This is a genomic window from Cellulomonas fimi ATCC 484, from assembly GCF_000212695.1.
Classification (GTDB): Bacteria; Actinomycetota; Actinomycetes; order Actinomycetales; family Cellulomonadaceae; genus Cellulomonas; species Cellulomonas fimi.
This window is the reverse complement of sequence record NC_015514.1, coordinates 2603985-2625574: the sequence shown is the minus strand read 5'-3', so window position 1 is coordinate 2625574 and position 21590 is coordinate 2603985. Positions and strand designations below refer to the sequence as shown.

Genomic DNA, 21590 nt, shown 5'->3' with positions numbered 1-21590 from the left:
GCGGCCGTAGCCGTGAGCGTCGCCCGTGTCCGCGCGGAGCACCGGCGGGCCGCGGTGGGTCGTGTGCGCGACGACGCGCGGGGACCCGCGCCGGATCGAGCGGCGGCGGCGGTCGCCCTGGCGCTCGTCACGGCGGCCGCGGTGCTGCTGGCGGGTGCGGCGCAGGTGGCCGGGCGGGCAGGAGGCCCGCTGGGCCACCGGGCGGACCTGGCGGGGGTGTCGCGTCTCGAGGGGACGGTCCTGCACGGGACCGCGCGGCTCGCCCCGGCCTGGCCGGGGGCTCCGCAGCGCGCGCGGGCGACACTGCGCGTCGAGCGCGTGAGCACGGCGGAAGGCACGGTCGCGGTCGACGCGCCGGTGGTGGTCGTCGGACCGGCGTCGTGGCTCGAGGTTCCGGTCGGCACCCGGGTCGCCGTGCAGGGCGCGGTGTCGCGCGGCGACGCGGGGGAGCGCGCGGTCGCCGTCGTGTCGACGCAGGCCGCTCCCGAGCCGACCGCCCGGCCCGCCGCGTGGTGGGTGGTGCCCGACGCCGTCCGGTCGACCGTGGCCCGGCAGTCGGCGGCCCTGCCGGGAGACGCCGCCGCGCTGCTGCCCGGCGTGACCATCGGCGACACCCGCGGGGTGCCCGACGACCTGCGGGACGCGCTGCGCGTCGCGGGCCTGACGCACCTCACGGCCGTCTCGGGGGCGCACTTCGCGCTCGTCGGTGCGCTGGTCCTGGCGGGAGCGGGCGCTGTCGGCGTGCCGCGCCGCGGGCAGGCAGTCACCGTCCTCGCCGTCGGCGCATGCCTCGTCCTGCTCGTCGGCGCGTCCCCGAGCGTCGTCCGGGCCGCGGGCATGGGCCTCGTCGCGGTCGCCGGCCTGCTCGTGGGGCGGCCGAGCCGGTCGCCCGCCGCGCTCGCCGCCGCCGTCGTCGGGCTCCTGGTCGTGGACCCCTGGCAGGCACGCGAGCTCGGGTTCGTGCTGTCCGTGGTCGCGACCGCGGGCCTCGTCCTGCTCGGCGTCCCGCTGGCCGACCGGTGGCGCGACGTCCTCCCGCACCCGGTCGCGACGGCGCTCGCCGCCCCGCTCGCGGCCCAGCTCGTGTGCGCGCCCGTCCTGCTGCTCCTCGACCCCGACGTCGCGGTCCTCGCGGTCCCGGCGAACCTCCTCGCGGCGCCGGCGGTCGCGCCGGCGACCGTGGTCGGTCTCGCGGGCGCCCTCGTCGGGACGCTGTGCCCGCCGCTCGGGCACGTCGCCGCCGCCGTCGCGGGAGCGGCGTGCTGGTGGATCGGGGCGGTGGCCCGGACCGTCGCCGCCCTCCCGGGGGCGCAGGTCAGCTGGCTGCCGGGCGCCGTCGGGGCGCTGCTCCTCGCCGGGGCGGGTGCGGCCCTGGCGCGTCTGGCGTGGCCCGCGCACGCCGCCCGCGGTGGCCGACCGGACGGTACGTGAGCCGCGCCGAGCGGTACCCGGGTGCTCCCCGCGGCACGGGACGGCCGTCCGACGTGTCCGCGGGGCGTGGCAGGCTGGGGACGTGCCTCCCGCCCGACGCAGCCCGTCCCGCCCGTCCGCGCCCGGACTGTCGTGGGAGGACGTCGAACCTGCGCCGATCGTGCTGGTCAGCGGCCCGGAGGACCTGCTCGCCGAGCGTGCCGTGGACCGGCTGGTCGAACGGGCACGCGCGGCCGACCCGGGCGTCGAGGTGTCTCGCCTCGACGCCGCGGAGTACGCCGTCGGCACGCTGCGCGTCGTGACGAGCCCGTCGCTGTTCGCCGAGGACCGGGTCGTCGTCGTGACCGGGCTGGAGCGGGCGACGGACGATCTCGTCGCCGACGTCACCGCGTACCTCGAGGCCCCGGCCGACGGCGTGGTCGTCGTCCTGCGCCACGCGGGCGGGCAGCGCGGCAAGAAGCTCCTCGACGCGCTGCGCACGCGCCGCGTCCCGACGGTCACGTGCGACGTCGTGAAGTCGGACGCCGACAAGTCCTCGTTCGTGAGCGCCGAGCTGCGCCGCGCGGGCCGTCGCGCCGACGCCCAGGCCGTGCGCGCCCTGGTCGACGCCGTCGGCAGCGACCTGCGGGAGCTCGCGGCGGCGTGCAGCCAGCTCGTCGCGGACACCACGGGTCTCATCGGGCCGGACGTCGTGGAGCGGTACTACGGCGGCCGGATCGAGGCCACGGGCTTCCGGGTCGCCGACGCGGCGATCGCGGGGAGCTCCGGGCAGGCCGTGGCGCTGCTGCGGCACGCGCTCGCGACCGGCGTCGACCCGGTGCCGATCGTCGCCGCCCTCGCCGCCAAGCTCCGCGTCCTCGCGAAGGTCGCGGCGGTCCGCGGCCGGGGCACCGCCGCGGTCCGTGAGCTCGGTCTCGCGCCGTGGCAGACCGACCGCGCGCTCGCGGACCTGCGCCGGTGGACGCCCGAGGGCCTCGCGCTCGCGATCTCGTCGGTGGCGCAGGCGGACGCCGAGGTCAAGGGAGAGAGCCGCGACCCGCGGTTCGCGGTCGAGCGCGCCGTGCTCCGCGTCGCCGCCGCGTCGGGCACCACGAGCTGAGGGTCGTGGACGCATCACCCCACGAGGGGTGGTGGCGCTGTCGTGCCAGGCGACGGTGCGCAGCGACCGCCGTCGTCTCGGCGGCGGGCCGTGCGAGGTGCGCTGCCGCCGAGCGGGTGCCGTGCCCGCCCGGGCTCAGAGCTGCACGGTCACCGCGCGTCCCAGCGCGTCCCCCTGCAGGAGGTCGAACCCGAGGTCGGCGCAGCGGCGTCGTCGTGCGTCGCTCGACACACGTTCGGCCACGAGCAGCGCCCCCTCGCGCCGCGCGAGCCGCGTGAGGCGTCCGGTGTCCGCCTCGACGTCCCGGCAGTCGACCTTGACGTAGTCGGCGAACGGCAGCATCGCCACCTGGTCTGCCGACGCGACGAAGTCGTCGAGCGCGATGCGGTAGCCGGCGGCGCGCAGCACGGCGAGCCCGTCGAGGACCCGCCGGTCGGCGGCGACGGTCTCGACGACCTCGACGACGAGCCGGCCCGGCGCGAACGGCAGCGGCAGGTCGTGCACGAGGAACGAGCGGGTCACGTTGACGAAGGCCAGCGCGTCGCCGGGCGGCTCGCCGTGCTGGAAGACGGTCGACAGGACGCAGGCCGTGGCACCGTCCTGCAGCGGTGCGCTCCAGCGGTCCACCTGCGCGGGCCGGCCGATGCGGGACCGGTAGAGGTACTCGTAGCCGTGGAGCTCACCGGTGGTGGTCCAGATCGGCTGGCGGGCGACCGGTTGGGCCTCGGTTGCGCTCGGGTACGGCGCGGGCATCGTCACACCGCATGAGAGGGCGGTGATCGACGGTCATGACGCGGATCCGCGTCATGACTTCGCGTCACGACGGGAGGGCGCCAGGCGTCAGAGGCTGACGGGCCGCGCGCCCGCGCGGTCGAGGATCCCGGCCCGCTCGAGCAGGTTGCCCTGGAACAGGGAGAACCCCAGGTCCCGGGCGTGCCGCAGGGTGTCGGCGTTCTCGACGTACTCGGCGACGAGCAGCGCACCGTAGGAGCGGGCGAGGTCGACGACGGGGTGCCCCTCGACGTCGAGGTCGCGCACGTCGATCTTGACGAAGTCGGCGTGGGGGAGCAGGCGACGCTGGTCGGCGCTGCTGACGAAGCCGGGCATCGCGATGCGGAAGCCCTCCTCGCGCAGCCGACGGATCCCGGCGAGCACCGCGGAGTCGACACCGACCGTGTCGTTCACCTCGATGACCAGCCGGTCGGGCCGGCGCGGCACGGCGAGGTCGCCGATGAGGTAGGCGCGGGGGCACCGGACGAACAGGAGCCGCCCGTGGGCCACGTGCTCGAGGTCGGCGCGGCCGAACGTCGCCGCCAGCACGTGGGCGGTGGCGCGCTCGTGCTGGTGCGCGCTCCACGCGTGGGCGGCGTGCGTGAGCTGCCCGGGGGCGCGGTAGGAGAGCTGGTACGCGAACGGCCTGCCGTGGGTCGAGAAGATCCCCTGCCGTGCGACGAGCACGGGTTCCTGCCCCACACGACGGTCCCACTCCGCGCGCAGCGTGTCGGGGATCGCATCCTCGACGGCAGCGGCGAGTCGAGCGAGCCGCCCGTCGACGTCGTCCGGTGTCATGGCATCTATGACACCACACCTTGCGGACTGTGAACCGCCGGATCGCGGGTGGATTTCCACGCCCGCGGGATGCCACGGCGTGGAACCGCCGATCGAGCGACGAACTTCACCCGCTGCGCCCAATCGCCGGTGAACGGGAGACAGCACCCCGCCCGGACGGTCATCATGTCGGTGACCACTTCCGCGTTCTGCATGACAGGAGCTCGACCATGCCTCGTCCTCTCACCACGGTTCTCGCCGTCGCCACCGTCGTCCTGACGCTGGGTCTCGGTGCAGGTCCGGCGCTCGCCGACGACGCCGTCGTGACCCCGTTCTCGGGGGGCGCGACGGGGTGCTGCCGCGCCGCCGTCTGACGTCGCTGGCCCGGGTGCGCACGCCGCGGCGTGCCACCCGGGCCGCCTCCAGCACCCTGTGCGCAGCCTGTGTGATGCACGTCCCACGGCGCGTCGCGGACGGAGGGTGATGCGCATCTCGATCGTCACACATACAATGACTTCCCATGACCACCATTGCTGACCGGGTGCGCGAGGCCCGGCTCGCCGCAGGGCTCTCCCAGACGGCGCTCGCCGGGTCGGCTTTCTCGCCCAGCTACATCTCCCTCATCGAGGCGGGCCACCGCGAGCCCACGGACTCCGCGCTCGCGGTCCTCGCCTCCAGGCTCGGGACGACCCTCGAGTTCCTGCGGCACGGTGAGGACGGGCCGAACGAGGCCCGCACACGGCTCGAGATCGACTACGCCCGCCTCGACATGACGCAGGGCGACGCCGCCGCCGCGCTGCGTCGGCTGCAGGCGCTCGACCTCGACGTCGTCACCCCGGCGCTGCGCGTCCTGGCCCTCACCGAGAAGGCCCGCGCGCACGAGGCGGTCGGCGAGCTCGAGGAGTCCGTCGCGATCCTGGAGCCGCTCGTCGCGGACGCCCGGGCGCGGCACCACCACGTCGAGGCCGCGACGCTGGCGACGCAGCTCGTCGCGTCGTACCTCGAGGCCGGCGACCTGCACCGCAGCGTCGAGGTGGGGGAGCGCGTGCTGGCCGACCTCGAGGAGGCCGACCTGCTCGGCACCGACGAGCAGCTGCGCCTGGCCTCCACGGTCCTGTGGTCGTACGTCGAGCGCGGCGACCTGCTGTACTCGACGCACCGCGCGGCGGAGCTCATCGAGCTGGCGGAGTCGCAGGGCAGCCCGCGCGGGCGTGGCAGCGTCTACTGGAACGCCGCCCTCGTGGCCGAGCAGCGCCGCGACTACGAGCTCGCGCAGCGGTACACCGAGCGCGCGCTCGCGCTGCTGGCCGAGGGTGAGCCCGACCGTGACCTCCCGCGGCTGCGGCTCAACTACGCGTGGCTCCTGCTGCGCTCCGAGCCGGCTCAGCCGCAGGACGCGCTGGACCAGATCGAGCGCGCCGCCCCGGACCTCGCGGTGCTGGGCTCGGAGATCGAGCTCGCGCGGCTCGACGTCGAGCGTTCGCGTGCGCACCTGCTGCTCGGGGACCTCGCCGCGGCCGAGTCCTACGTCAAGGCCGCTCTCGAGCGGCTGGGCGACCCGCCGCGCATCGAGACCGCGATCGCCCAGCTGTCCTACGGCGACGTGCTGTACGCGCGCAACGACATCGACGGCGCCGCGCAGGCGTACCGGTGGGCTGCGGACATGCTCGGCATGATGCAGGCGTCGCGGCAGTCGGCCGCCGCCTGGCGTGACCTCGGCGACCGCTTCCTGCGTCAGGGTGACGCGCCCGCGGCCGCCCAGGCGTTCGACCGCGCACTGCGCGAGGCAGGCTTCCGGCCGTCCGTCCCGCTCAGCAGCTGGGAGACCTGGTCGCTGACCTGACGGTGCCGGAGACCAGTGAAGGCGTCACCCCGCAGGGGGGGTGACGCCTTCACTGTTGCCCGGGAGCGACGTCCTCGCCGCCGCGCCGACGGGGACGTCGCCGGCGGAGGTCCGGACCGGGGCCGGAGACGCGGAAGGCGCCACCCCGAGGGGTGGCGCCTTCCGTGGTGCGAGGGGCGGTGCCCCGCGCGAGGACGAGCCTCAGAGCGCGGAGACCGACTTCGCGAGCGCCGACTTCTTGTTGGCGGCCTGGTTGGCGTGGATGACGCCCTTCGAGACGGCCTTGTCGAGCTTGCGCGACGCCGCGGCGAGGGCCGTGCTCGCGGCCTCCTTGTCGCCACCGGCGACAGCCTCGCGGACGCGACGGACGTGCGTCTTGAGCTCGGACTTGACCGCCTTGTTGCGCAGGCGCGCCTTCTCGTTCGTCTTGATGCGCTTGATCTGGGACTTGATGTTGGCCACGTGAGAACTCTCTGGTGTGTTCGCCGAAGCGAGCTGACAGGTCGTAGAGGGCGCGCGCAGCACCGGGACTGGGGCGTGGGGACACCCGCGGAGAGGTACTGGGCTTGTGCCCGCCGACCCGGGCGGACACGCAACTCACGATCGTACCAGGCGGCGTGCGACGGGGGCGAGGAGGCCTCAGCGACGCCGTTCGTCCCGCACGCGGGCCATCGCACGCGTGACGTCGTCGAACACGGCACGGTCCACGGCGGCGCCCTCGCGGCGCACCGCCGACCGGTCGAGCCGCAGCACCCGGTCGAGCCGGACCTCGCTCGGGCGACCCCGCGGGTCCCAGCCGCCGCTGCCGACGTCCATCCACACGCGGCCCCAGCGCGCCTCGTCCGCGGCGTCGCGGTCGTGGTCCTTGCTCGTCATCGGCAGCGCGAGCAGCCGGGTGCCCTCGCGCCCGACGACGAGCACGGGGCGGTCCTTGCCGCGCGACGGGTCGTCCTCGAACGGCACCCAGGCCCAGACGACCTCGCCGGGATCGGGCTGCCCGTCGCGCCGCGGCGCGTACTCGACGCGCGGTCCCGCCGGGACCGGGCGGCTCGGGGCGGGACGCGGCGCGGGCGGTGCGGTGCGCGGCACGGACCGCGCCGCCGCCGAGCGTCCACGGCCCGGCAGCAGCCCTGCGAGACGGCGCAGCGTCGCGCCCCAGCGTCCGGCGGAAGTCACGCGTCGACGCTACCGGGCGGGCCTGCGGGGCCGCAGCGGACGTAACGCAGCGGACATGACGGAGGTCTACTGTCGCGGCATGGCGGACCTCTTCGACGACTACCCGACGGGGGCGGCCTGGGACGAGATGATCGACCCCGACGGCGGAGGGTCCCGCGCGGCGTACCGGCACCTGCACGCCGCGCTCGCGCAGCTGTCGGCCGGGGAGCTGCGGGGCCGGGCGGACACGCTGGCGCGGTCGTACCTGGCGCAGGGCGTCACGTTCGACTTCGCGGGGGAGGAGCGGCCCTTCCCGCTCGACGTCGTGCCGCGCGTCGTGGCGGGCGACGAGTGGGAGCACGTCGCCCCCGGCGTCGCGCAGCGCGTGCGGGCGCTCGAGGCCTTCCTCGCCGACGTGTACGGCGCGCAGCGGGCGGTCGCGGACGGCGTCGTGCCGCGGTCCGTCGTGGTGTCGTCCGAGCACTTCCACCGCGCCGTGCGGGGGATCCAGCCGCCCAACGGCGTGCGGGTCCACGTGTCGGGGATCGACCTGGTCCGCGACGGTCAGGGCGAGTGGCGCGTGCTCGAGGACAACGTGCGCGTGCCGAGCGGCGTGAGCTACGTGCTGTCCAACCGGCGTGCCATGGCGCAGACGTTCCCCGAGCTGTTCGCCGCGCTGCGGATCCGGCCGGTCGCCGACTACCCGCGCCGGCTGCTCGCGGCGCTCACCGCCGCGGCCCCCGCAGGCGTCGACGAGCCGACCGTCGTGGTGCTCACGCCGGGCGTCTACAACTCCGCGTACTTCGAGCACGCGCTGCTCGCGCGGTCGATGGGCGTCGAGCTCGTCGAGGGGCGCGACCTGTTCTGCGCCGCGGGACGCGTCTGGATGCGCACGACTCAGGGACGGCGCCGGGTCGACGTCATCTACCGGCGCGTCGACGACGAGTTCCTCGACCCCGTGGTGTTCCGGTCGGACTCGCTGCTCGGCAGCCCCGGCCTCATGACGTGCGCGCGCAACGGCACCGTGACGCTCGCGAACGCGGTCGGCAACGGGGTGGCCGACGACAAGCTCGTCTACACCTACGTGCCCGAGCTGATCCGCTACTACCTGGGCGAGGAGCCGGTGCTGCCCAACGTCGACACGTGGCGGCTGGAGGACCCGGGGGCGCTGGAGGAGGTGCTCGACCGGCTCGACGAGCTCGTCGTGAAGCCTGTCGCCGGCTCGGGCGGCAAGGGTCTCGTCGTCGGGCCCGCCGCGAGCCGCGCCGAGCTCGCGGACCTGCGCACCCGGCTCGTCGAGGACCCGCGCGGGTGGATCGCGCAGCCCGTCGTGCAGCTCTCGACGATCCCGACGCTCGTCGAGGACGGCCTGCGGCCGCGGCACACCGACCTGCGGCCGTTCGCGGTCAACGACGGCGACGCGGTGTGGGTGCTGCCCGGTGGGCTGACCCGGGTCGCGCTGCCCGAGGGGCAGCTCGTCGTGAACTCGTCCCAGGGCGGCGGCTCGAAGGACACGTGGGTGCTGGGCGGCGCGGTGCCGCGGCGTGCGCCCGGTGCGGTCGTCGGCCAGGCGCAGCCCGTGCCCGTGGAGGCCGCGGTGCCGATCGACGCGAATCCGAGCGACGTGCGCGTGCAGGTCATGCAGCAGCAGCAGGCGCGGGCGCAGGAGCCGACGTGCTGAGCCGGATCGCGGAGTCGCTGTTCTGGATCGGCCGGTACGTCGAGCGCGCCGACGACACCGCGCGGCTGCTCGACGTGCACGTCCAGATCCTGCTCGAGGACCCGTGGGCCGAGGAGGACCTCGCGTGCCGGTCGCTGCTGTCCGTCATGGACCGACCGGCGCCGCCGCCGCACGTCGAGGTGGGCCGCGACCACGTGCTCGACCTGCTCGCCTACGACCGGTTCGCGCCGTCGGCGATCGCGGGCTCGCTCGTCGCGGCCCGGGAGAACGCGCGGCGCGCGCGCGAGATCATCTCGACCGAGCTGTGGGAGTGCCTGAACACCACCTGGAACCAGCTGCCGTCGCACATGCGGCCCGCGCGGCCGCACGACTACTTCACCTGGGTCCGTGAACGTGCGGCCATCGTCGCCGGGATCATGGACTCCGCGACGTCGCGCGACGAGACCTGGGCGTTCATGGTGCTCGGACGCTCGATCGAGCGGGCCGACATGACCGCGCGGCTGCTGACGACGCGCGCGCTCGCGGGCTCGGCGGGACCGAGCTGGACGACGCTGCTGCGGTCCTGCGGCGCGCACGAGGCGTTCCTGCGGACGTACCGGGGCACGGCGTCCGACGAGCGGGCCGCCGGGTTCCTGCTGCTCGACCGGCTGTTCCCGCGCTCGATCGTGTTCGCGCTCAACCAGGCTGAAGAGTGCCTCGCGGCGCTCGAGCCCGTGACGGACCGCGCGACGGTGGACGAGGCACGCCGGCACATCGGGTTCGTCCGCACGGCCCTGGAGTACCGGCCGCTGCCGGAGGTGCTCGACGCCCTGCCGAAGGAGATGGAGCGGGTGCAGCGGGCGTGCTCCGCGGCCTCGGACGCGATCCGCGGGCGCTACTTCCCGTCGGGCGCGGCGACGACGTGGGTGGGGGAGGCGTTCTAGTGGGGCGGCTGAGGGTCGTGCACACGTCGACGTTCCGGTACTCGGGGCCGGTCGCCGCGTCCTACAACGAGGCGCGCATGACGCCGCTGTCGCAGGTGGGGCAGACGGTGCTGGAGACGCGGGTCGAGGTCAAGCCGCACACCTGGTCGCACGAGTACCGCGACTACTGGGGCACGGCCGTCACGGCGTTCGAGGTGCTCGCCCCGCACGAGTCGCTGGTCATCACCGCGGAGCACGTCGTCGAGGTCGCCGAGCGCGGCCCCGTGCGCGCGCCCGTCGGGTGGGAGGTGCTCGCGGGTGCGGACCTGCGGGACCGGCTCGCGGAGTTCCTCGCCCACACCCCGACGACCGAGCCGCCCGCCGACGTCGTGGCGCTCGCGCGCGAGACCGCCGACGGGCTCGAGCCTGCGCAGGCGGCGGAGGCGGTGTGCCGTGCGCTGCGGGACCACGTCGACTACATCCCGGGCGTCACGACCGTGCACACGCCCGCGACCGAGGCGTGGGCGGCCGGCGCCGGCGTGTGCCAGGACATCGCCCACCTGGCGGTGGGGGCCCTGCGCAGCATCGGCATCCCCGCGCGGTACGTGTCCGGGTACCTGCACCCGCGGTTCGACGGGCCGGTCGGGGAGACCGTGAGCGGCGAGTCGCACGCGTGGGTCGAGTGGTGGGTCGGGGAGTGGACCGCGTTCGACCCGACCAACCGGGTCGCCGTGGGGGAGAACCACGTGGTCCTGGGCCGCGGGCGCTCCTACGAGGACGTCCCGCCGCTGCGCGGCATCTACGCGGGCGCGGGGACGCAGGCGCTCGACGTCGAGGTGCGCATCACGCGCGAGGCGTGACGCCGCCGGTCCGTCCCGCGCCCGCGCGGCCACGGGACACGGCGCTCACGGGGCCACCGGGAACGGCGCTCCCGCGGGCGCGTGTCGCGGAGCTCCCGCGGCAGCGCGTCACGGCGGTCGCGCCGCGGCGCGTCACGGGGTCAGACGGCGGCCCAGCGCGTCGTCGAGCGCGGCGCGGTCGCCGTCGACGGTGATCCCGTCGGCGTCGGCGGTCCGGCGTCCCCACAGCAGGAGCGCGAGGTCCTCGGCCCGGCCGTGCACGGCGACGCTCGGCGTGCCGTCGCCGCCGAGCGACCACGAGCGCCCCGCGTCGTCGGCCCGCAGCGCCACCGGGGCGGGCAGCGGCTCCATGCGGCCGAGGCGTTCCTGGCGCGGCTGCATGACGGTGACGACCTCGTCGACCGTGTCGGCCCAGACGGCGGGGGCGACGTCGAGCGGGAGCCCGCCCGCGGTGCGCAGGTCCCACAGGTGCACGAGCGTCTCGTGCACCTGGCGGCGGTGCCAGAACGACGCGGGACCCGGTCCGAGCAGGGTGCTCGCGGGCGCGTCGGGGCCGAGCGTGACGAGCGTGTCGCGCAGCTCGGCCGCGCACGTGCCGTAGAGCTCGACGAGCTCGAACGGACCGCGACCGAGCGGGGTCTCCCGACGGCGCGACGCCTGCCCCGCGGCCCAGTGGTGGATGCGGGCGAGGTGGACGACGAGGTCGCGCACCCGCCACCGGCCGCACCAGGGCACGCGGGTGCCGGGGTCGACCGCGGGGATCGTCGCGAGGAAGTCGTCCTGCAGCCCGGCGAGCAGCGTCAGGTGGTCGAGCGAGGCGCCGAGGTCCGTCGTCATGGGACCATGGTGGGGTCGACCGCCCACGCGCCGTGAGGTGCGGGGCCGTCACCGACCGTCCACCGGGCGCCAGACGAGCGCCCACCACCGACTCCGGGAGCCGTCCGCGTTGTCCCCGATCCCGAGCGCCGCCGCCACGTCGCGCATCCGCCCCGCGGCCACCGCGCCCGAGCTGCTGCGCAACTTCTGCATCATCGCGCACATCGACCACGGCAAGTCGACGCTGGCCGACCGGATGCTGCAGCTCACGGGCGTCGTCGACGCGCGCGCGATGCGGGCGCAGTACCTCGACCGCATGGACATCGAGCGCGAGCGCGGCATCACGATCAAGTCGCAGGCCGTGCGCATGCCGTGGGGCGTGGGCGACCAGGCGTACGCGCTCAACATGATCGACACGCCCGGCCACGTGGACTTCACCTACGAGGTGTCCCGGTCGCTCGCGGCGTGCGAGGGCGCGGTGCTGCTCGTCGACGCGGCGCAGGGCATCGAGGCGCAGACGCTCGCGAACCTGTACCTGGCGCTCGAGAACGACCTGACGATCATCCCGGTGCTCAACAAGATCGACCTGCCGGCGGCGCAGCCCGAGAAGTACGCCGAGGAGCTCGCGGGTCTCATCGGCGGCGACCCGGCGGACTGCCTCAAGGTGTCCGGCAAGACGGGCGAGGGCGTCGAGGCGCTCCTGGACCGCATCGTCGAGCTCGTCCCCGCACCCGTGGGCGATGCCGACAAGCCGGCCCGCGCGATGATCTTCGACTCCGTCTACGACACCTACCGCGGCGTCGTCACCTACGTCCGCGTCGTCGACGGCAACCTCAACCCGCGCGAACGCATCGCGATGATGTCGACCAAGGCGACGCACGAGCTGCTCGAGATCGGCGTCATCTCGCCCGAGCCGGTGCCCACGCAGGGCCTGGGCGTCGGCGAGGTCGGCTACCTCATCACGGGTGTGAAGGACGTGCGCCAGTCGAAGGTCGGCGACACCGTGACGAACGCGGGCAAGCCCGCGGCGGACGCGCTCGGCGGCTACTCCGACCCCAAGCCGATGGTCTTCTCCGGCCTGTACCCGATCGACGGCTCCGACTACCCGGCGCTGCGTGACGCGCTCGACAAGCTCAAGCTCAACGACGCGGCGCTCAACTACGAGCCGGAGACGTCGGTCGCGCTGGGCTTCGGGTTCCGCGTCGGGTTCCTCGGCCTGCTGCACCTGGAGATCGTCCGCGAGCGGCTCGAGCGCGAGTTCGACCTCGACCTCATCTCGACCGCGCCGAACGTCGTCTACGACGTCGACCTGGAGGACCGCACCACGGTCCGCGTGACGAACCCGAGCGAGTTCCCCGGCGGCAAGATCGGCGCGGTGCACGAGCCGATCGTCAAGGCGACGATCCTCGCGCCGAGCGAGTTCATCGGCGCGATCATGGAGCTCTGCCAGGGCAAGCGCGGCGACCTGCAGGGCATGGACTACCTGTCCGAGGAACGCGTCGAGATGCGCTACATCCTGCCGATGGCCGAGATCGTGTTCGACTTCTTCGACCAGCTCAAGTCCCGCACGCGCGGCTACGCGAGCCTCGACTACGAGCCCATCGGCGAGCAGGTGGCGGACCTCGTGAAGGTCGACATCCTGCTGCAGGGCGAGACGGTCGACGCGTTCAGCGCGATCGTGCACAAGGACAAGGCCTACGCGTACGGCGTCATGATGGCGACCAAGCTCAAGGACCTCATCCCGCGCCAGCAGTTCGAGGTGCCGATCCAGGCGGCCATCGGCTCGCGGATCATCGCGCGCGAGACGATCCGGGCGATCCGCAAGGACGTGCTCGCCAAGTGCTACGGCGGCGACATCACCCGCAAGCGCAAGCTGCTCGAGAAGCAGAAGGAGGGCAAGAAGCGCATGAAGACGATCGGACGGGTCGACGTGCCGCAGGAGGCCTTCATCGCCGCGCTCTCGTCGGACGCGGCCGGCAGCAAGGACGCCAAGGACGCGAAGAAGAAGTGACGGACGCCGCCGGCCGTCGTCGCCGGTTCGCCGCGCTGCACGCCGGCCCCGGCACCTTCGTGCTGCCGAACCCGTGGGACGTCGGGTCGGCCCGGCTGCTCGAGCACCTCGGGTTCGACGCGCTCGCGACCACGAGCGCGGGCCTCGCGTGGGCGCTGGGCCGGGAGGACCAGTCCGTGACGCGCGACGAGCTGCTCGCGCACGTCCGCACGCTCGTCGCGGCCGTCGACGTGCCGCTGCACGTGGACGCCGAGCGCGGGTACGCCGACGACCCGGCCGGGGTCGGGGAGACGGTCGCCCTCCTCCTGGACGCGGGCGCCGCGGGCTGCTCGATCGAGGACTACGACCCGTCGGCGGGCGGCATCGCGCCGCTCGACGCCGCCGTCGAGCGCGTGGCGGCCGCCGCCGACGCGGCCCGGCAGGCCGACGCGCCGCTCGTCCTCACCGCGCGCTGCGAGAACCACCTGTACGGCGTCGACGACCTGGACGACACGGTCGCGCGCCTGCGGGCGTACGCCGCCGCCGGGGCCGACTGCGTCTACGCGCCGGGCCTGCGCACGGTCGCGGAGGTGGAGACCGTCGTCCGCGCGGTGGACGTCCCGGTCAACGTGCTGGCCTGGCCCGACGGGCCGAGCGTCCCGCAGCTCGCCGCCGCCGGCGTCCGCCGCGTCTCGACCGGCAGCGCGCTGGCGTCCGCCGCGTACGGCGCGCTCGCGACCGCCGCCCGCGAGCTGCAGCAGCACGGCACGACGACCTTCCGCGCGGGCGGCCTGACGGCGGCCGATCGCGCGGCCCTGCGGTGATGGCGCCCGCCCTCCCGGACGGCGACCCCGCTCCTGACGACGGCGCGCTGCCCGCGTCGGTCCGCGACGGTGCGGCGGCGCGCGCGTTCGGCGTCTACCTGCACGTCCCCTTCTGCACCGTGCGGTGCGGCTACTGCGACTTCAACACCTACACGGCCACGGAGCTCGGCGGCGGGGCGAGCCAGGACGCCTACGCCGCGACGGCGCTCGCCGAGGTGGGGCTCGCGGCGCACGTGCTCGACGCGGCCGGCCTGCCCGCGCGCGCGGTGTCCACCGTCTTCGTCGGGGGCGGCACACCCACCGTGCTCCCCGTCGACGACCTCGCCCGGCTGCTCGGCGGTGTCCGCGACACGTGGGGGCTCACCCCCGACGCCGAGGTGACGACCGAGGCCAACCCCGACTCCGTCACGCCCGCCTCGCTCGCGGCGCTCGCCGCGGCCGGGTTCACGCGGGTGTCGTTCGGCATGCAGTCGGCGGTCCCGCACGTGCTCGCGACGCTCGAGCGGACGCACGACCCGCGGCGCATCCCCGACGTGGTGCGGTGGGCGCGCGACGCCGGGCTCGCGGTGTCGCTCGACCTCATCTACGGCACGCCGGGGGAGTCGCTCGACGACTGGCGCGCGAGCGTCGAGACGGCCCTCGCGACCGGCGTCGACCACGTGTCGGCGTACGCGCTCGTCGTCGAGCAGGGCACCCGCATGGCGGTGCAGGTCCGCCGCGGCGAGCTGGCGCTGCCCGACGCCGACGACCAGGCGGCCAAGTACGAGCTCGCGGACGACCTGCTCACGGCGGCCGGGCTGGCCTGGTACGAGGTGAGCAACTGGGCGCGCACCCCCGCGGACGCCTGCCGCCACAACCTCGCCTACTGGCGGGGCGACGACTGGTGGGGCGTGGGGCCGGGCGCGCACAGCCACGTGGGCGGCGTGCGCTGGTGGAACGTCAAGCACCCGCGTGCGTACGCCGACCGGCTCGCGCGCGGGCTGAGCCCGGCGGCCGGGCGGGAGGTCGTCGACGGCGAGTCGGCGGCGCTCGAGCGGCTCATGCTGGGCGTGCGGACGGCGCACGGGCTGCCCGTGGCGGACCTGAGCCCCGACGCGCGCCGGGCGGTCGCCGGGCTCGTGGCGGACGGCCTGGTCGACGGCCGCGCCGCGCTCGCCCGGCCCACCGCGGACGACCCCGTCGGGCCGCGCGTGCTGCTGACGCGGCGCGGGCGGCTGCTCGCCGACGCCGTCGTCCGTGCGCTCGCCGGCTGACTGACGCGCCCCGTGGTCGCGCGGTCCCGGCGGCGTACCCCGGGTACGCACGAGGGCGCCGTCCCGCAGGACGACGCCCTCGTGGTGCGCAGGTGTGCGCTCAGCTCACCATGCGGATGTTCACCGGGTAGCGGTACCACTCGTACCGGCTGTCCGCGACGGCGGCGAGGATCCCGAAGACCAGGCCCACGACCCACACGATCGGGAACAGCAGGAAGCCGATGCCGACGAAGAACAGCACGCTCGACACGACGTAGGCGATGAGCAGCGTCAGCTGGAAGTTGAGCGACTCCTTGGCCTGGTCCTCGAGGTACGGGCCACGGCCCTTGAAGACCAGCCACACGACGAGCGGGACGATGAACCCGAACCCGAGGAGCGGGCCGACGTGGCTGACGATGGCCCAGGTGCGCTCCTCGTCGGGCCGCAGCGGCTGCGCGGGTGCGGGGTAGGAGGCGGGCGGCTGCTGAGAGGTCATCGGACGAGCTCCAGGGTGAAGGGATAGCGGTACGTGCCGCCCTTGTTGACGGCAACGGCTGCGAGGAGGGACAGGACGAGGCTCACGATCCCGACGCCGACGATCGCGAGCCAGCCGACCACGCCGATGGCGGGCAGCGACTCGACGACCTTCGCCACGACGAGGGCGATGAGCAGCGTGAGCTGGAAGTTCAGGGCGACGCGCGCCTGCTCGGGGGCCTGCCCCCCGCGCTCGCGGTGCACGAGCCAGATGACCAGGGCGGGGACCCAGCCGATGAAGAAGTAGGCCAGGATGCCGCCGAGGTGGGCGAGCGTCGCCCACGTGCGGTCCTGGTCCGCGCCCGCAGGGCGCTGCGTCGGCGGCGGGTACTCGTAGGACATCGGGCTCCTCGGGCGGTGTCCGGGGGCGGAACGCCTGCCCGGGGGTCGACGCGCCCGACGGGTGCGCGGGGACGCGTGCCGCACCGCAGACGTGCTGCGGGGGCAGCGAGAGCCTACCGACGCGCGTGCCGGTTCGGGCAGGCTTCCACCGAGATGTCCCTCTTGCGCGCGGCGTGTTCCTTGACAGGCGGCGGCGCGCGTCGATTCGCTTCCGAGTGAGCGGGTGCCCGCCCGCGACCAGGGAGGCGACGCATGAGCGAGATCCCCGGCGGCGACCGCCGTGACGACGACCAGAGGCCCGTGCCCCTCGACACGCCCGTCCCGCCCGCCGAGCCGTCGTCGGGCACCGTCCCGGCGCCCCCGCCGGCCGGGGGCGCCTCTCCGCCGCCCGCGGGGCAGCCGGGGGCGTACCCGCCGCCCCCTGCGGGGCAGTACCCGCCGCCTCCCGCGGGGCAGTACCCGCCGCCCCCCGCGGGGCAGTACCCGCCGCCTCCTGCTGGGCAGTACCCGCCGCCTCCGCCCGCCGGCCAGTACCCGCCGCCCGGTGGTGGCTACCCGGGCGCGGTCCAGCCGTCGCCGATCGGGGAGGCGATGTCGTACGGCTGGGGGAAGTTCACGACCAACGGCGGGGTGTTCGTCGCGGCGGCGCTCATCTGGGTCGTCGTCGCGGCCGTCGCCGTGTCGCTCGTCGGCCTCGTGTTCGGCGGCCTCGCGGGGGTCACCGACCCCGACGGCGACGGCAGCGGGCTGGCCGGCGTCGGGCTGTCGTTCGGCTGGATCGTCGTCAACGCGGTGTTCTGGCTGGCCGCGTACCTGGTGCAGGCGGCCTTCGTGCGCGTCTCGCTCAACCTTACCTACGGCCGGCCCGCACGGCTCGCGGACTTCTTCTCGTTCGAGCGCCCGGGACCCGTCGTGCTGACGGCGCTGCTGCTCGCCGGCGTGAACCTCGTGGTGAGCCTGGTCTCGTGGATCCCGCTGATCGGGTGGCTCCTGCCGGCCGCCGTGAACTTCCTGCTGCTGTTCACGCTGTGGTTCGTCATCGACAAGGACCTGAGCCCGGTCGACGCGCTGCGCTCCAGCGTCCAGCTCGTGACCGCGAACCTCGGGACGACGATCCTGTTCTACCTGCTGGGCTTCCTCGTCCTCGCGGCGGGTGCGGCCCTGTGCGGCGTGGGGCTGCTCATCGCACTGCCGGTCGTGCTGGTCGCGACGTCCTACCTGTACCGGCGCCTGCTCGGCGAGCCGATCGCGCCCTGAGCACGGACGCATGGCCCCCGGGCCGGGGAGCGCCCGGGCGAGGCGTCACGCCGTGACGAAGTCGATGAGCTCCTCGACCCGGCCGAGCAGGCTCGGCTCGAGGTCCGCGTAGCTGCGCACGCTGCCGAGGATCCGCTGCCAGGCGCGCGCGACGTCCGCCTGCTCGTCGGCGGGCCAGCCGAGCTCGCGCAGGATGCCGTGCTTCCACTCGGTGCCGCGCTCGATCGTGGGCCAGCGGTCGAGCCCGACCCGCTGCGGCCGCACGGCCTGCCACACGTCGACGTACGGGTGCCCCAGCACGAGGACCGTGCCGGCGGGTGCGGTTCGCGTGACCTCGGCGGCGATGCGGCTCTCCTTGGAGCCGGGCACCAGATGGTCGACGAGCACGCCCAGGCGGCGTCCGGGTCCGGGCGCGAACGCGCGGACCGCGTCGGGCAGGTGGTCGACGCCGTCGAGCAGCTCGACGACGACGCCCTCGAGGCGCAGGTCGTCGCCCCAGACCTTCTCGACCAGCTCGGCGTCGTGCTTGCCCTCGACCCAGATCCGGCTGCCCCGGGCCACGCGCGCCGCGGCGCCGTGCACGGCGCGCGACCCGGACGCGGTGCGGGTGGGGCGCGCGGGGGCGGTCGTGCGGACGGGTGCGACGAGCTCGACGGGCTCGCCGTCGACCCAGAAGCCGGGGCCGAGCGGGAAGGTGCGGGTGCGCCCGCGCCGGTCCTCCAGGACGACGACGTGCATGCCGCCGGACTTCTCGACGCGCACCACGGCACCGACCCAGCCGCTGGTCACCTCCTCGACGACCAGCCCGGTGTCGGCGGCCTGGGGCTGCGACGTGCGGGCCGGGCGGTGGTGGGCGGGGCCGGAGCCCCCGAGCACGTCCGAGCCGTAGCGGTCCTGGGTCACCGGGGCACTCTAGAGGCGTGGTGCGCCCGACAGCGGGCATGTCGGGCGCGCGGCGTAGGATTGGCACTCCGGTAGGGCGAGTGCTACCCGTGGGGCGAGGGTCCCGCGCGACGTGGGGAGGCGAGAGTGAGCGAGGACCGTCGGCTGGACGTGCTGCGCGCGATCGTCGAGGACTACGTCGCGACCAAGGAGCCCGTCGGGTCCCGTGCGCTGGTCGAGCGCCACGCGCTCGGGGTGTCGCCCGCGACGATCCGCAACGACATGGCCGCGCTCGAGGAGGGCGGGTACATCGCCCAGCCCCACACCTCGGCGGGCCGCGTCCCGACGGACAAGGGCTACCGGCTGTTCGTCGACCGGCTGACGACGGTCAAGCCGATGTCGGGCGCCGAGCGCCGGGCGATCGGCGCGTTCCTCGACCACGCGGTCGACCTGGACGACGTCGTCGACCGCGCGGTCCGGCTCATCGCCCAGCTCACCGGGCAGGTCGCGGTCGTGCAGTACCCGTCGCTGCGGCGCTCCGCGCTGCGGCACGTCGAGCTCGTCGCGGTCGGAGCCCGGCACCTGCTCGTGGTGCTCATCACCGACACGGGCCGGGTCGAGCAGCGCACGCTCGAGCAGGACCGCGACCTCGACGAGGTGGTGCTCGCGCAGCTCCGCGCCCGGCTCAACGCCGCGGCGACCGGTCGTCGTCTCTCGCAGCTGCCCGAGGCGCTCGGCGAGCTCCCCGACGCGTTCGCGCCGGAGGACGCCGGGCTCGTGCGCGCAGTCGCGGCCGTCGTCGAGGAGACGCTCGCCCAGGAGAGCGAGGAGCGGGTGGTGCTCGCAGGCACCGCGAACCTCGCACGCGGGGGCGGCGCGGACTTCGCGCACACCATCGGACCCGTGCTCGAGGCGCTCGAGGAGCAGGTGGTCCTGCTGCGGCTGCTGTCCGAGATGGCGGAGGACCAGGCCGCCGTGAGCCTCCGGATCGGCCGCGAGACGCAGCACGAGGGCCTGCTCGAGACCAGCTTCGTCACGACCGGGTACGGCGACGACGGGGGGACGTCGCTCGCACGCGTCGGCTCCATCGGGCCGCTGCGCATGGACTACCCCGGCACCATGACGGCCGTGCGGGCCGTCGCCCGGTACCTCACCCGCATCCTGGCCGGATGAGCCGCACGACGTCCCCGGCCCGTCCCCCCGCCCGCCTGAGCACAGGAAGCGAGCGCACCTCCCCGTGACCGACTACTACGAGATCCTCGGCGTCGCGCGCGACGCGTCGCCCGAGCAGATCAAGAAGGCCTACCGCAAGCTCGCGCGCGAGCACCACCCGGACGTCGCGGGCTCCGACGCGGCGTCCGAGGAGCGGTTCAAGGACGTCTCGCGCGCCTACGACGTGCTGTCCAACCCCGAGAAGCGGCGCGCGTACGACCTCGGCGCGGACCCGGCGTCGCCCGGCGGCGGCATGGGCGGCGGGTTCGGCTTCCAGGACATCTTCGAGACGTTCTTCGGTGCGGCCGCCGGCGCGGGCGCACAGCGCGGCCCGATCCCGCGCGCCCGGCGCGGCCAGGACGCGCTCGTGCGCCTCGACCTCGACCTCGCCGAGGTGACGTTCGGCGCGCACAAGGAGATCCCGGTCGACACCGCGGTGCTGTGCCCGACGTGCGACGGCACGTGCTGCCGTCCGGGCACGTCGCCGCGCACGTGCGACGTGTGCCACGGCCGCGGCTCGGTGCAGCGCGTCGCGCGCTCTTTCCTCGGCCAGGTCATGACGACGCAGCCGTGCGCCGCGTGCCACGGGTTCGGCACCGTCATCCCCGAGCCGTGCCCCGAGTGCTCGGGCGAGGGGCGCGTGCGTTCGCGGCGCACGCTGTCGGTCGACGTCCCCGCGGGCGTCGACACGGGCACGCGCATCAAGCTCACGGGCCAGGGCGAGGTCGGCCCGGGCGGCGGCCCGACCGGCGACGTGTACCTCGAGGTGCACGAGCGCAAGCACGACACGTTCGTGCGCCGGGGCGACGACCTGCACGCGACGCTCCAGGTGCCCATGACCGCCGCCGCGCTGGGCACGGTCCTGACGCTCGACACGCTGGACGGCGAGCGCGAGGTCGACCTGCGCCCGGGCACGCAGCCCGCACAGGTCGTCACGATCAAGGGGCTCGGCGTCGGCCACCTGCACGTCGGCGGCCGCGGCGACCTGCACGTGCACGTCGAGGTGCAGGTCCCGACGCCGCTCGACGACGAGCAGGCCGAGCTCCTGCGGCGCCTCGCGGTGCTGCGCGGCGAGGAGCGCCCCGAGGCGCGGCTCGCGAGCTCCTCGAGCGGCGTGTTCGCCAAGCTCCGCGACAAGCTCGCGGGCCGCTGAGGTGAGCGCACCCGTCTTCCTCGCGGAGCCGGGCACGCTCGCCGGCGTGGTGCCCGGGGGCACCTACCTGCTCGACGGCACGGAGGGCCGGCACGCGGGCGTCGTGCAGCGGCGCGGGCCCGGGGAGCGCGTCGACGTGGTCGACGGCGCGGGGGTGCGGCTCGTCGGCGTGGTCGAGCACGTCGGCGCCGAGGGCGTGCACCTGCGCGTGGACGACGTGGTCGTCGAGCCCGCGCCCGACGTCGCGCTCGTGCTCGTGCAGGCGCTCGCCAAGGGCGACCGCGACGAGCTCGCGATCGAGGCCGCGACCGAGGTGGGCGCCGACGCGGTCCTGCCCTGGCAGGCGGACCGGTCGATCGTCGTGTGGCGCGGGGAGCGTGCCGCCAAGAGCCGCGCGCGCTGGCTCGGCACGGTCCGGGCTGCCGCCAAGCAGGCGCGCCGCGCCCGGGTGCCCGAGGTCGGCACCGCGGTCGACTCGCGCGCCCTCGCGCAGCGCGTGCGGGACGCCGTCGCGGCAGGTGGGGGAGCGCTCGTCCTGCACGAGGAGGCGACGGTCCCCGTCGCGGACGTCGACCTGCCCGCCGCGGGCGGGCCCGGACGCGAGTGCCTCGTCGTCGTCGGGCCCGAGGGGGGCATCGGCGAGGACGAGCTCGCGCGCCTGGTCGACGCGGGCGCCGTCGCCGTCCGGCTCGGCCCGCACGTCCTGCGCACGTCGACGGCGGGCCCCGTCGCGCTCGCGATCCTCGCGCAGCGCCTCGGCCGCTGGGCCTGACCGGCCGGACGTCGCGGCGCTGAGCAGGGTGCACGGGGGCGGTGCCCCGCCGGAGGG

Annotated in this window: 22 protein-coding genes; 14 read left to right on the top strand and 8 right to left on the bottom strand. The window is 75.1% G+C overall.

Features of this window, described 5'->3' with window-relative positions; translation table 11 throughout:
* Positions 1–12: 12 nt before the first annotated feature.
* Both CELF_RS11965 and holA read left to right on the top strand, forming a co-directional pair.
* Entirely contained in the window at positions 13–1431 is a 1419-nt protein-coding gene (locus tag CELF_RS11965) for a ComEC/Rec2 family competence protein (RefSeq protein WP_157457161.1), read from the top strand.
* A gap of 82 nt (positions 1432–1513) precedes the next feature.
* The gene (gene holA / locus CELF_RS11960) at positions 1514–2530 is read left to right on the top strand and encodes a DNA polymerase III subunit delta (protein ID WP_013771522.1); all 1017 of its coding nucleotides are present in this window, start codon (positions 1514–1516) and stop codon (positions 2528–2530) included.
* Between the two features lie 135 nt (positions 2531–2665).
* On the opposite strand, the gene CELF_RS11955 is transcribed toward holA, so the two are convergent.
* Both CELF_RS11955 and CELF_RS11950 read right to left on the bottom strand, forming a co-directional pair.
* Positions 2666–3283: an EAL domain-containing protein gene (locus CELF_RS11955; RefSeq protein ID WP_013771521.1), complete on the bottom strand. Its 618-nt coding sequence runs from the start codon at positions 3281–3283 to the stop codon at positions 2666–2668.
* 87 nt (positions 3284–3370) lie between these two features.
* A complete protein-coding gene (locus tag CELF_RS11950) occupies positions 3371–4099 on the bottom strand; it encodes an EAL domain-containing protein (RefSeq protein WP_013771520.1) in 729 nt (242 codons plus the stop codon).
* 209 nt (positions 4100–4308) lie between these two features.
* Between CELF_RS11950 and CELF_RS20470 the strand changes: the two genes are divergently transcribed.
* Both CELF_RS20470 and CELF_RS11945 read left to right on the top strand, forming a co-directional pair.
* Positions 4309–4452, top strand: a complete 144-nt coding sequence (locus CELF_RS20470; RefSeq protein WP_013771519.1) for a hypothetical protein — start codon at positions 4309–4311, stop codon at positions 4450–4452.
* A 146-nt stretch (positions 4453–4598) separates the two neighbouring features.
* Positions 4599–5921, top strand: coding sequence for a helix-turn-helix domain-containing protein (locus CELF_RS11945; protein WP_013771518.1), 1323 nt, complete (start codon positions 4599–4601; stop codon positions 5919–5921).
* A 201-nt stretch (positions 5922–6122) separates the two neighbouring features.
* Here CELF_RS11945 and rpsT read toward each other — a convergent pair whose 3' ends face one another.
* On the bottom strand, positions 6123–6383 hold the full coding sequence (rpsT, locus tag CELF_RS11940; RefSeq protein WP_013771517.1) for a 30S ribosomal protein S20: 261 nt from the start codon (positions 6381–6383) through the stop codon (positions 6123–6125).
* 177 nt (positions 6384–6560) lie between these two features.
* The gene (locus CELF_RS11935; RefSeq protein ID WP_013771516.1) at positions 6561–7010 is read right to left on the bottom strand and encodes a type II toxin-antitoxin system PemK/MazF family toxin; all 450 of its coding nucleotides are present in this window, start codon (positions 7008–7010) and stop codon (positions 6561–6563) included.
* 166 nt (positions 7011–7176) lie between these two features.
* Here CELF_RS11935 and CELF_RS11930 point away from each other — a divergent pair, with 166 nt between their 5' ends.
* Genes CELF_RS11930 through CELF_RS11920 form a run of 3 tightly spaced genes read left to right on the top strand, consistent with a single transcriptional unit; the run spans position 7177 to position 10519 of the window.
* Positions 7177–8757, top strand: a complete 1581-nt coding sequence (locus CELF_RS11930; protein ID WP_041553468.1) for a circularly permuted type 2 ATP-grasp protein — start codon at positions 7177–7179, stop codon at positions 8755–8757.
* Positions 8751–9680 carry an alpha-E domain-containing protein gene (locus tag CELF_RS11925; RefSeq protein WP_013771514.1) on the top strand — a complete coding sequence of 310 codons (930 nt, stop codon included), beginning with the start codon at positions 8751–8753 and terminating at the stop codon, positions 9678–9680. Before CELF_RS11930 ends, CELF_RS11925 begins: the two co-directional genes overlap by 7 nt.
* Positions 9680–10519, top strand: a complete 840-nt coding sequence (locus CELF_RS11920; RefSeq protein WP_013771513.1) for a transglutaminase family protein — start codon at positions 9680–9682, stop codon at positions 10517–10519. Before CELF_RS11925 ends, CELF_RS11920 begins: the two co-directional genes overlap by 1 nt.
* A gap of 132 nt (positions 10520–10651) precedes the next feature.
* On the opposite strand, the gene CELF_RS11915 is transcribed toward CELF_RS11920, so the two are convergent.
* Complete coding sequence (locus CELF_RS11915; RefSeq protein WP_013771512.1) at positions 10652–11356, bottom strand: maleylpyruvate isomerase family mycothiol-dependent enzyme; 705 nt, start codon at positions 11354–11356, stop codon at positions 10652–10654.
* 109 nt (positions 11357–11465) lie between these two features.
* Between CELF_RS11915 and lepA the strand changes: the two genes are divergently transcribed.
* Genes lepA through hemW form a run of 3 tightly spaced genes read left to right on the top strand, consistent with a single transcriptional unit; the run spans position 11466 to position 15402 of the window.
* Positions 11466–13346, top strand: coding sequence for a translation elongation factor 4 (gene lepA, locus CELF_RS11910; protein WP_013771511.1), 1881 nt, complete (start codon positions 11466–11468; stop codon positions 13344–13346).
* Positions 13343–14149, top strand: coding sequence for an isocitrate lyase/PEP mutase family protein (locus tag CELF_RS11905; RefSeq protein WP_013771510.1), 807 nt, complete (start codon positions 13343–13345; stop codon positions 14147–14149). The genes lepA and CELF_RS11905 overlap by 4 nt, the downstream gene beginning before the upstream one ends.
* On the top strand, positions 14149–15402 hold the full coding sequence (hemW, locus tag CELF_RS11900) for a radical SAM family heme chaperone HemW (protein WP_013771509.1): 1254 nt from the start codon (positions 14149–14151) through the stop codon (positions 15400–15402). Before CELF_RS11905 ends, hemW begins: the two co-directional genes overlap by 1 nt.
* Positions 15403–15502: 100 nt before the next feature.
* Here hemW and CELF_RS11895 read toward each other — a convergent pair whose 3' ends face one another.
* Positions 15503–15877, bottom strand: coding sequence for a DUF4870 domain-containing protein (locus tag CELF_RS11895; RefSeq protein WP_013771508.1), 375 nt, complete (start codon positions 15875–15877; stop codon positions 15503–15505).
* Positions 15874–16257, bottom strand: coding sequence for a DUF4870 domain-containing protein (locus tag CELF_RS11890; protein ID WP_013771507.1), 384 nt, complete (start codon positions 16255–16257; stop codon positions 15874–15876). The genes CELF_RS11895 and CELF_RS11890 overlap by 4 nt, the downstream gene beginning before the upstream one ends.
* 252 nt (positions 16258–16509) lie before the next feature.
* Between CELF_RS11890 and CELF_RS20465 the strand changes: the two genes are divergently transcribed.
* Positions 16510–17514: a DUF2189 domain-containing protein gene (locus tag CELF_RS20465; RefSeq protein ID WP_013771506.1), complete on the top strand. Its 1005-nt coding sequence runs from the start codon at positions 16510–16512 to the stop codon at positions 17512–17514.
* Positions 17515–17559: 45 nt separating this feature from the next.
* On the opposite strand, the gene CELF_RS11880 is transcribed toward CELF_RS20465, so the two are convergent.
* Positions 17560–18417, bottom strand: a complete 858-nt coding sequence (locus tag CELF_RS11880; RefSeq protein ID WP_013771505.1) for a DUF3097 domain-containing protein — start codon at positions 18415–18417, stop codon at positions 17560–17562.
* A gap of 126 nt (positions 18418–18543) precedes the next feature.
* Here CELF_RS11880 and hrcA point away from each other — a divergent pair, with 126 nt between their 5' ends.
* The 3 genes from hrcA (at position 18544) to CELF_RS11865 (ending at position 21533) form a co-directional block, all read left to right on the top strand.
* Entirely contained in the window at positions 18544–19569 is a 1026-nt protein-coding gene (gene hrcA, locus CELF_RS11875) for a heat-inducible transcriptional repressor HrcA (protein ID WP_013771504.1), read from the top strand.
* A gap of 64 nt (positions 19570–19633) precedes the next feature.
* Positions 19634–20761 carry a molecular chaperone DnaJ gene (dnaJ, locus tag CELF_RS11870; protein WP_013771503.1) on the top strand — a complete coding sequence of 376 codons (1128 nt, stop codon included), beginning with the start codon at positions 19634–19636 and terminating at the stop codon, positions 20759–20761.
* 1 nt (position 20762) lies between these two features.
* The gene (locus tag CELF_RS11865; RefSeq protein ID WP_013771502.1) at positions 20763–21533 is read left to right on the top strand and encodes a 16S rRNA (uracil(1498)-N(3))-methyltransferase; all 771 of its coding nucleotides are present in this window, start codon (positions 20763–20765) and stop codon (positions 21531–21533) included.
* The last annotated feature ends 57 nt before the right edge of the window (positions 21534–21590 follow it).

What these genes read in the sequence shown, in the direction of transcription:
- CELF_RS11895 (WP_013771508.1), bottom strand. Translation starts at nt 15,877, where the DNA reads ATGACCTCTCAGCAGCCGCCCGCCTCCTACCCCGCACCCGCGCAGCCG.
- CELF_RS11930 (WP_041553468.1), top strand. Translation starts at nt 7,177, where the DNA reads ATGGCGGACCTCTTCGACGACTACCCGACGGGGGCGGCCTGGGACGAG.
- CELF_RS11945 (WP_013771518.1), top strand. Translation starts at nt 4,599, where the DNA reads ATGACCACCATTGCTGACCGGGTGCGCGAGGCCCGGCTCGCCGCAGGG.
- CELF_RS11915 (WP_013771512.1), bottom strand. Translation starts at nt 11,356, where the DNA reads ATGACGACGGACCTCGGCGCCTCGCTCGACCACCTGACGCTGCTCGCC.
- CELF_RS11955 (WP_013771521.1), bottom strand. Translation starts at nt 3,283, where the DNA reads ATGCCCGCGCCGTACCCGAGCGCAACCGAGGCCCAACCGGTCGCCCGC.
- CELF_RS20470 (WP_013771519.1), top strand. Translation starts at nt 4,309, where the DNA reads ATGCCTCGTCCTCTCACCACGGTTCTCGCCGTCGCCACCGTCGTCCTG.
- CELF_RS11950 (WP_013771520.1), bottom strand. Translation starts at nt 4,099, where the DNA reads ATGACACCGGACGACGTCGACGGGCGGCTCGCTCGACTCGCCGCTGCC.
- CELF_RS11890 (WP_013771507.1), bottom strand. Translation starts at nt 16,257, where the DNA reads ATGTCCTACGAGTACCCGCCGCCGACGCAGCGCCCTGCGGGCGCGGAC.
- hemW (WP_013771509.1), top strand. Translation starts at nt 14,149, where the DNA reads ATGGCGCCCGCCCTCCCGGACGGCGACCCCGCTCCTGACGACGGCGCG.
- CELF_RS20465 (WP_013771506.1), top strand. Translation starts at nt 16,510, where the DNA reads ATGAGCGAGATCCCCGGCGGCGACCGCCGTGACGACGACCAGAGGCCC.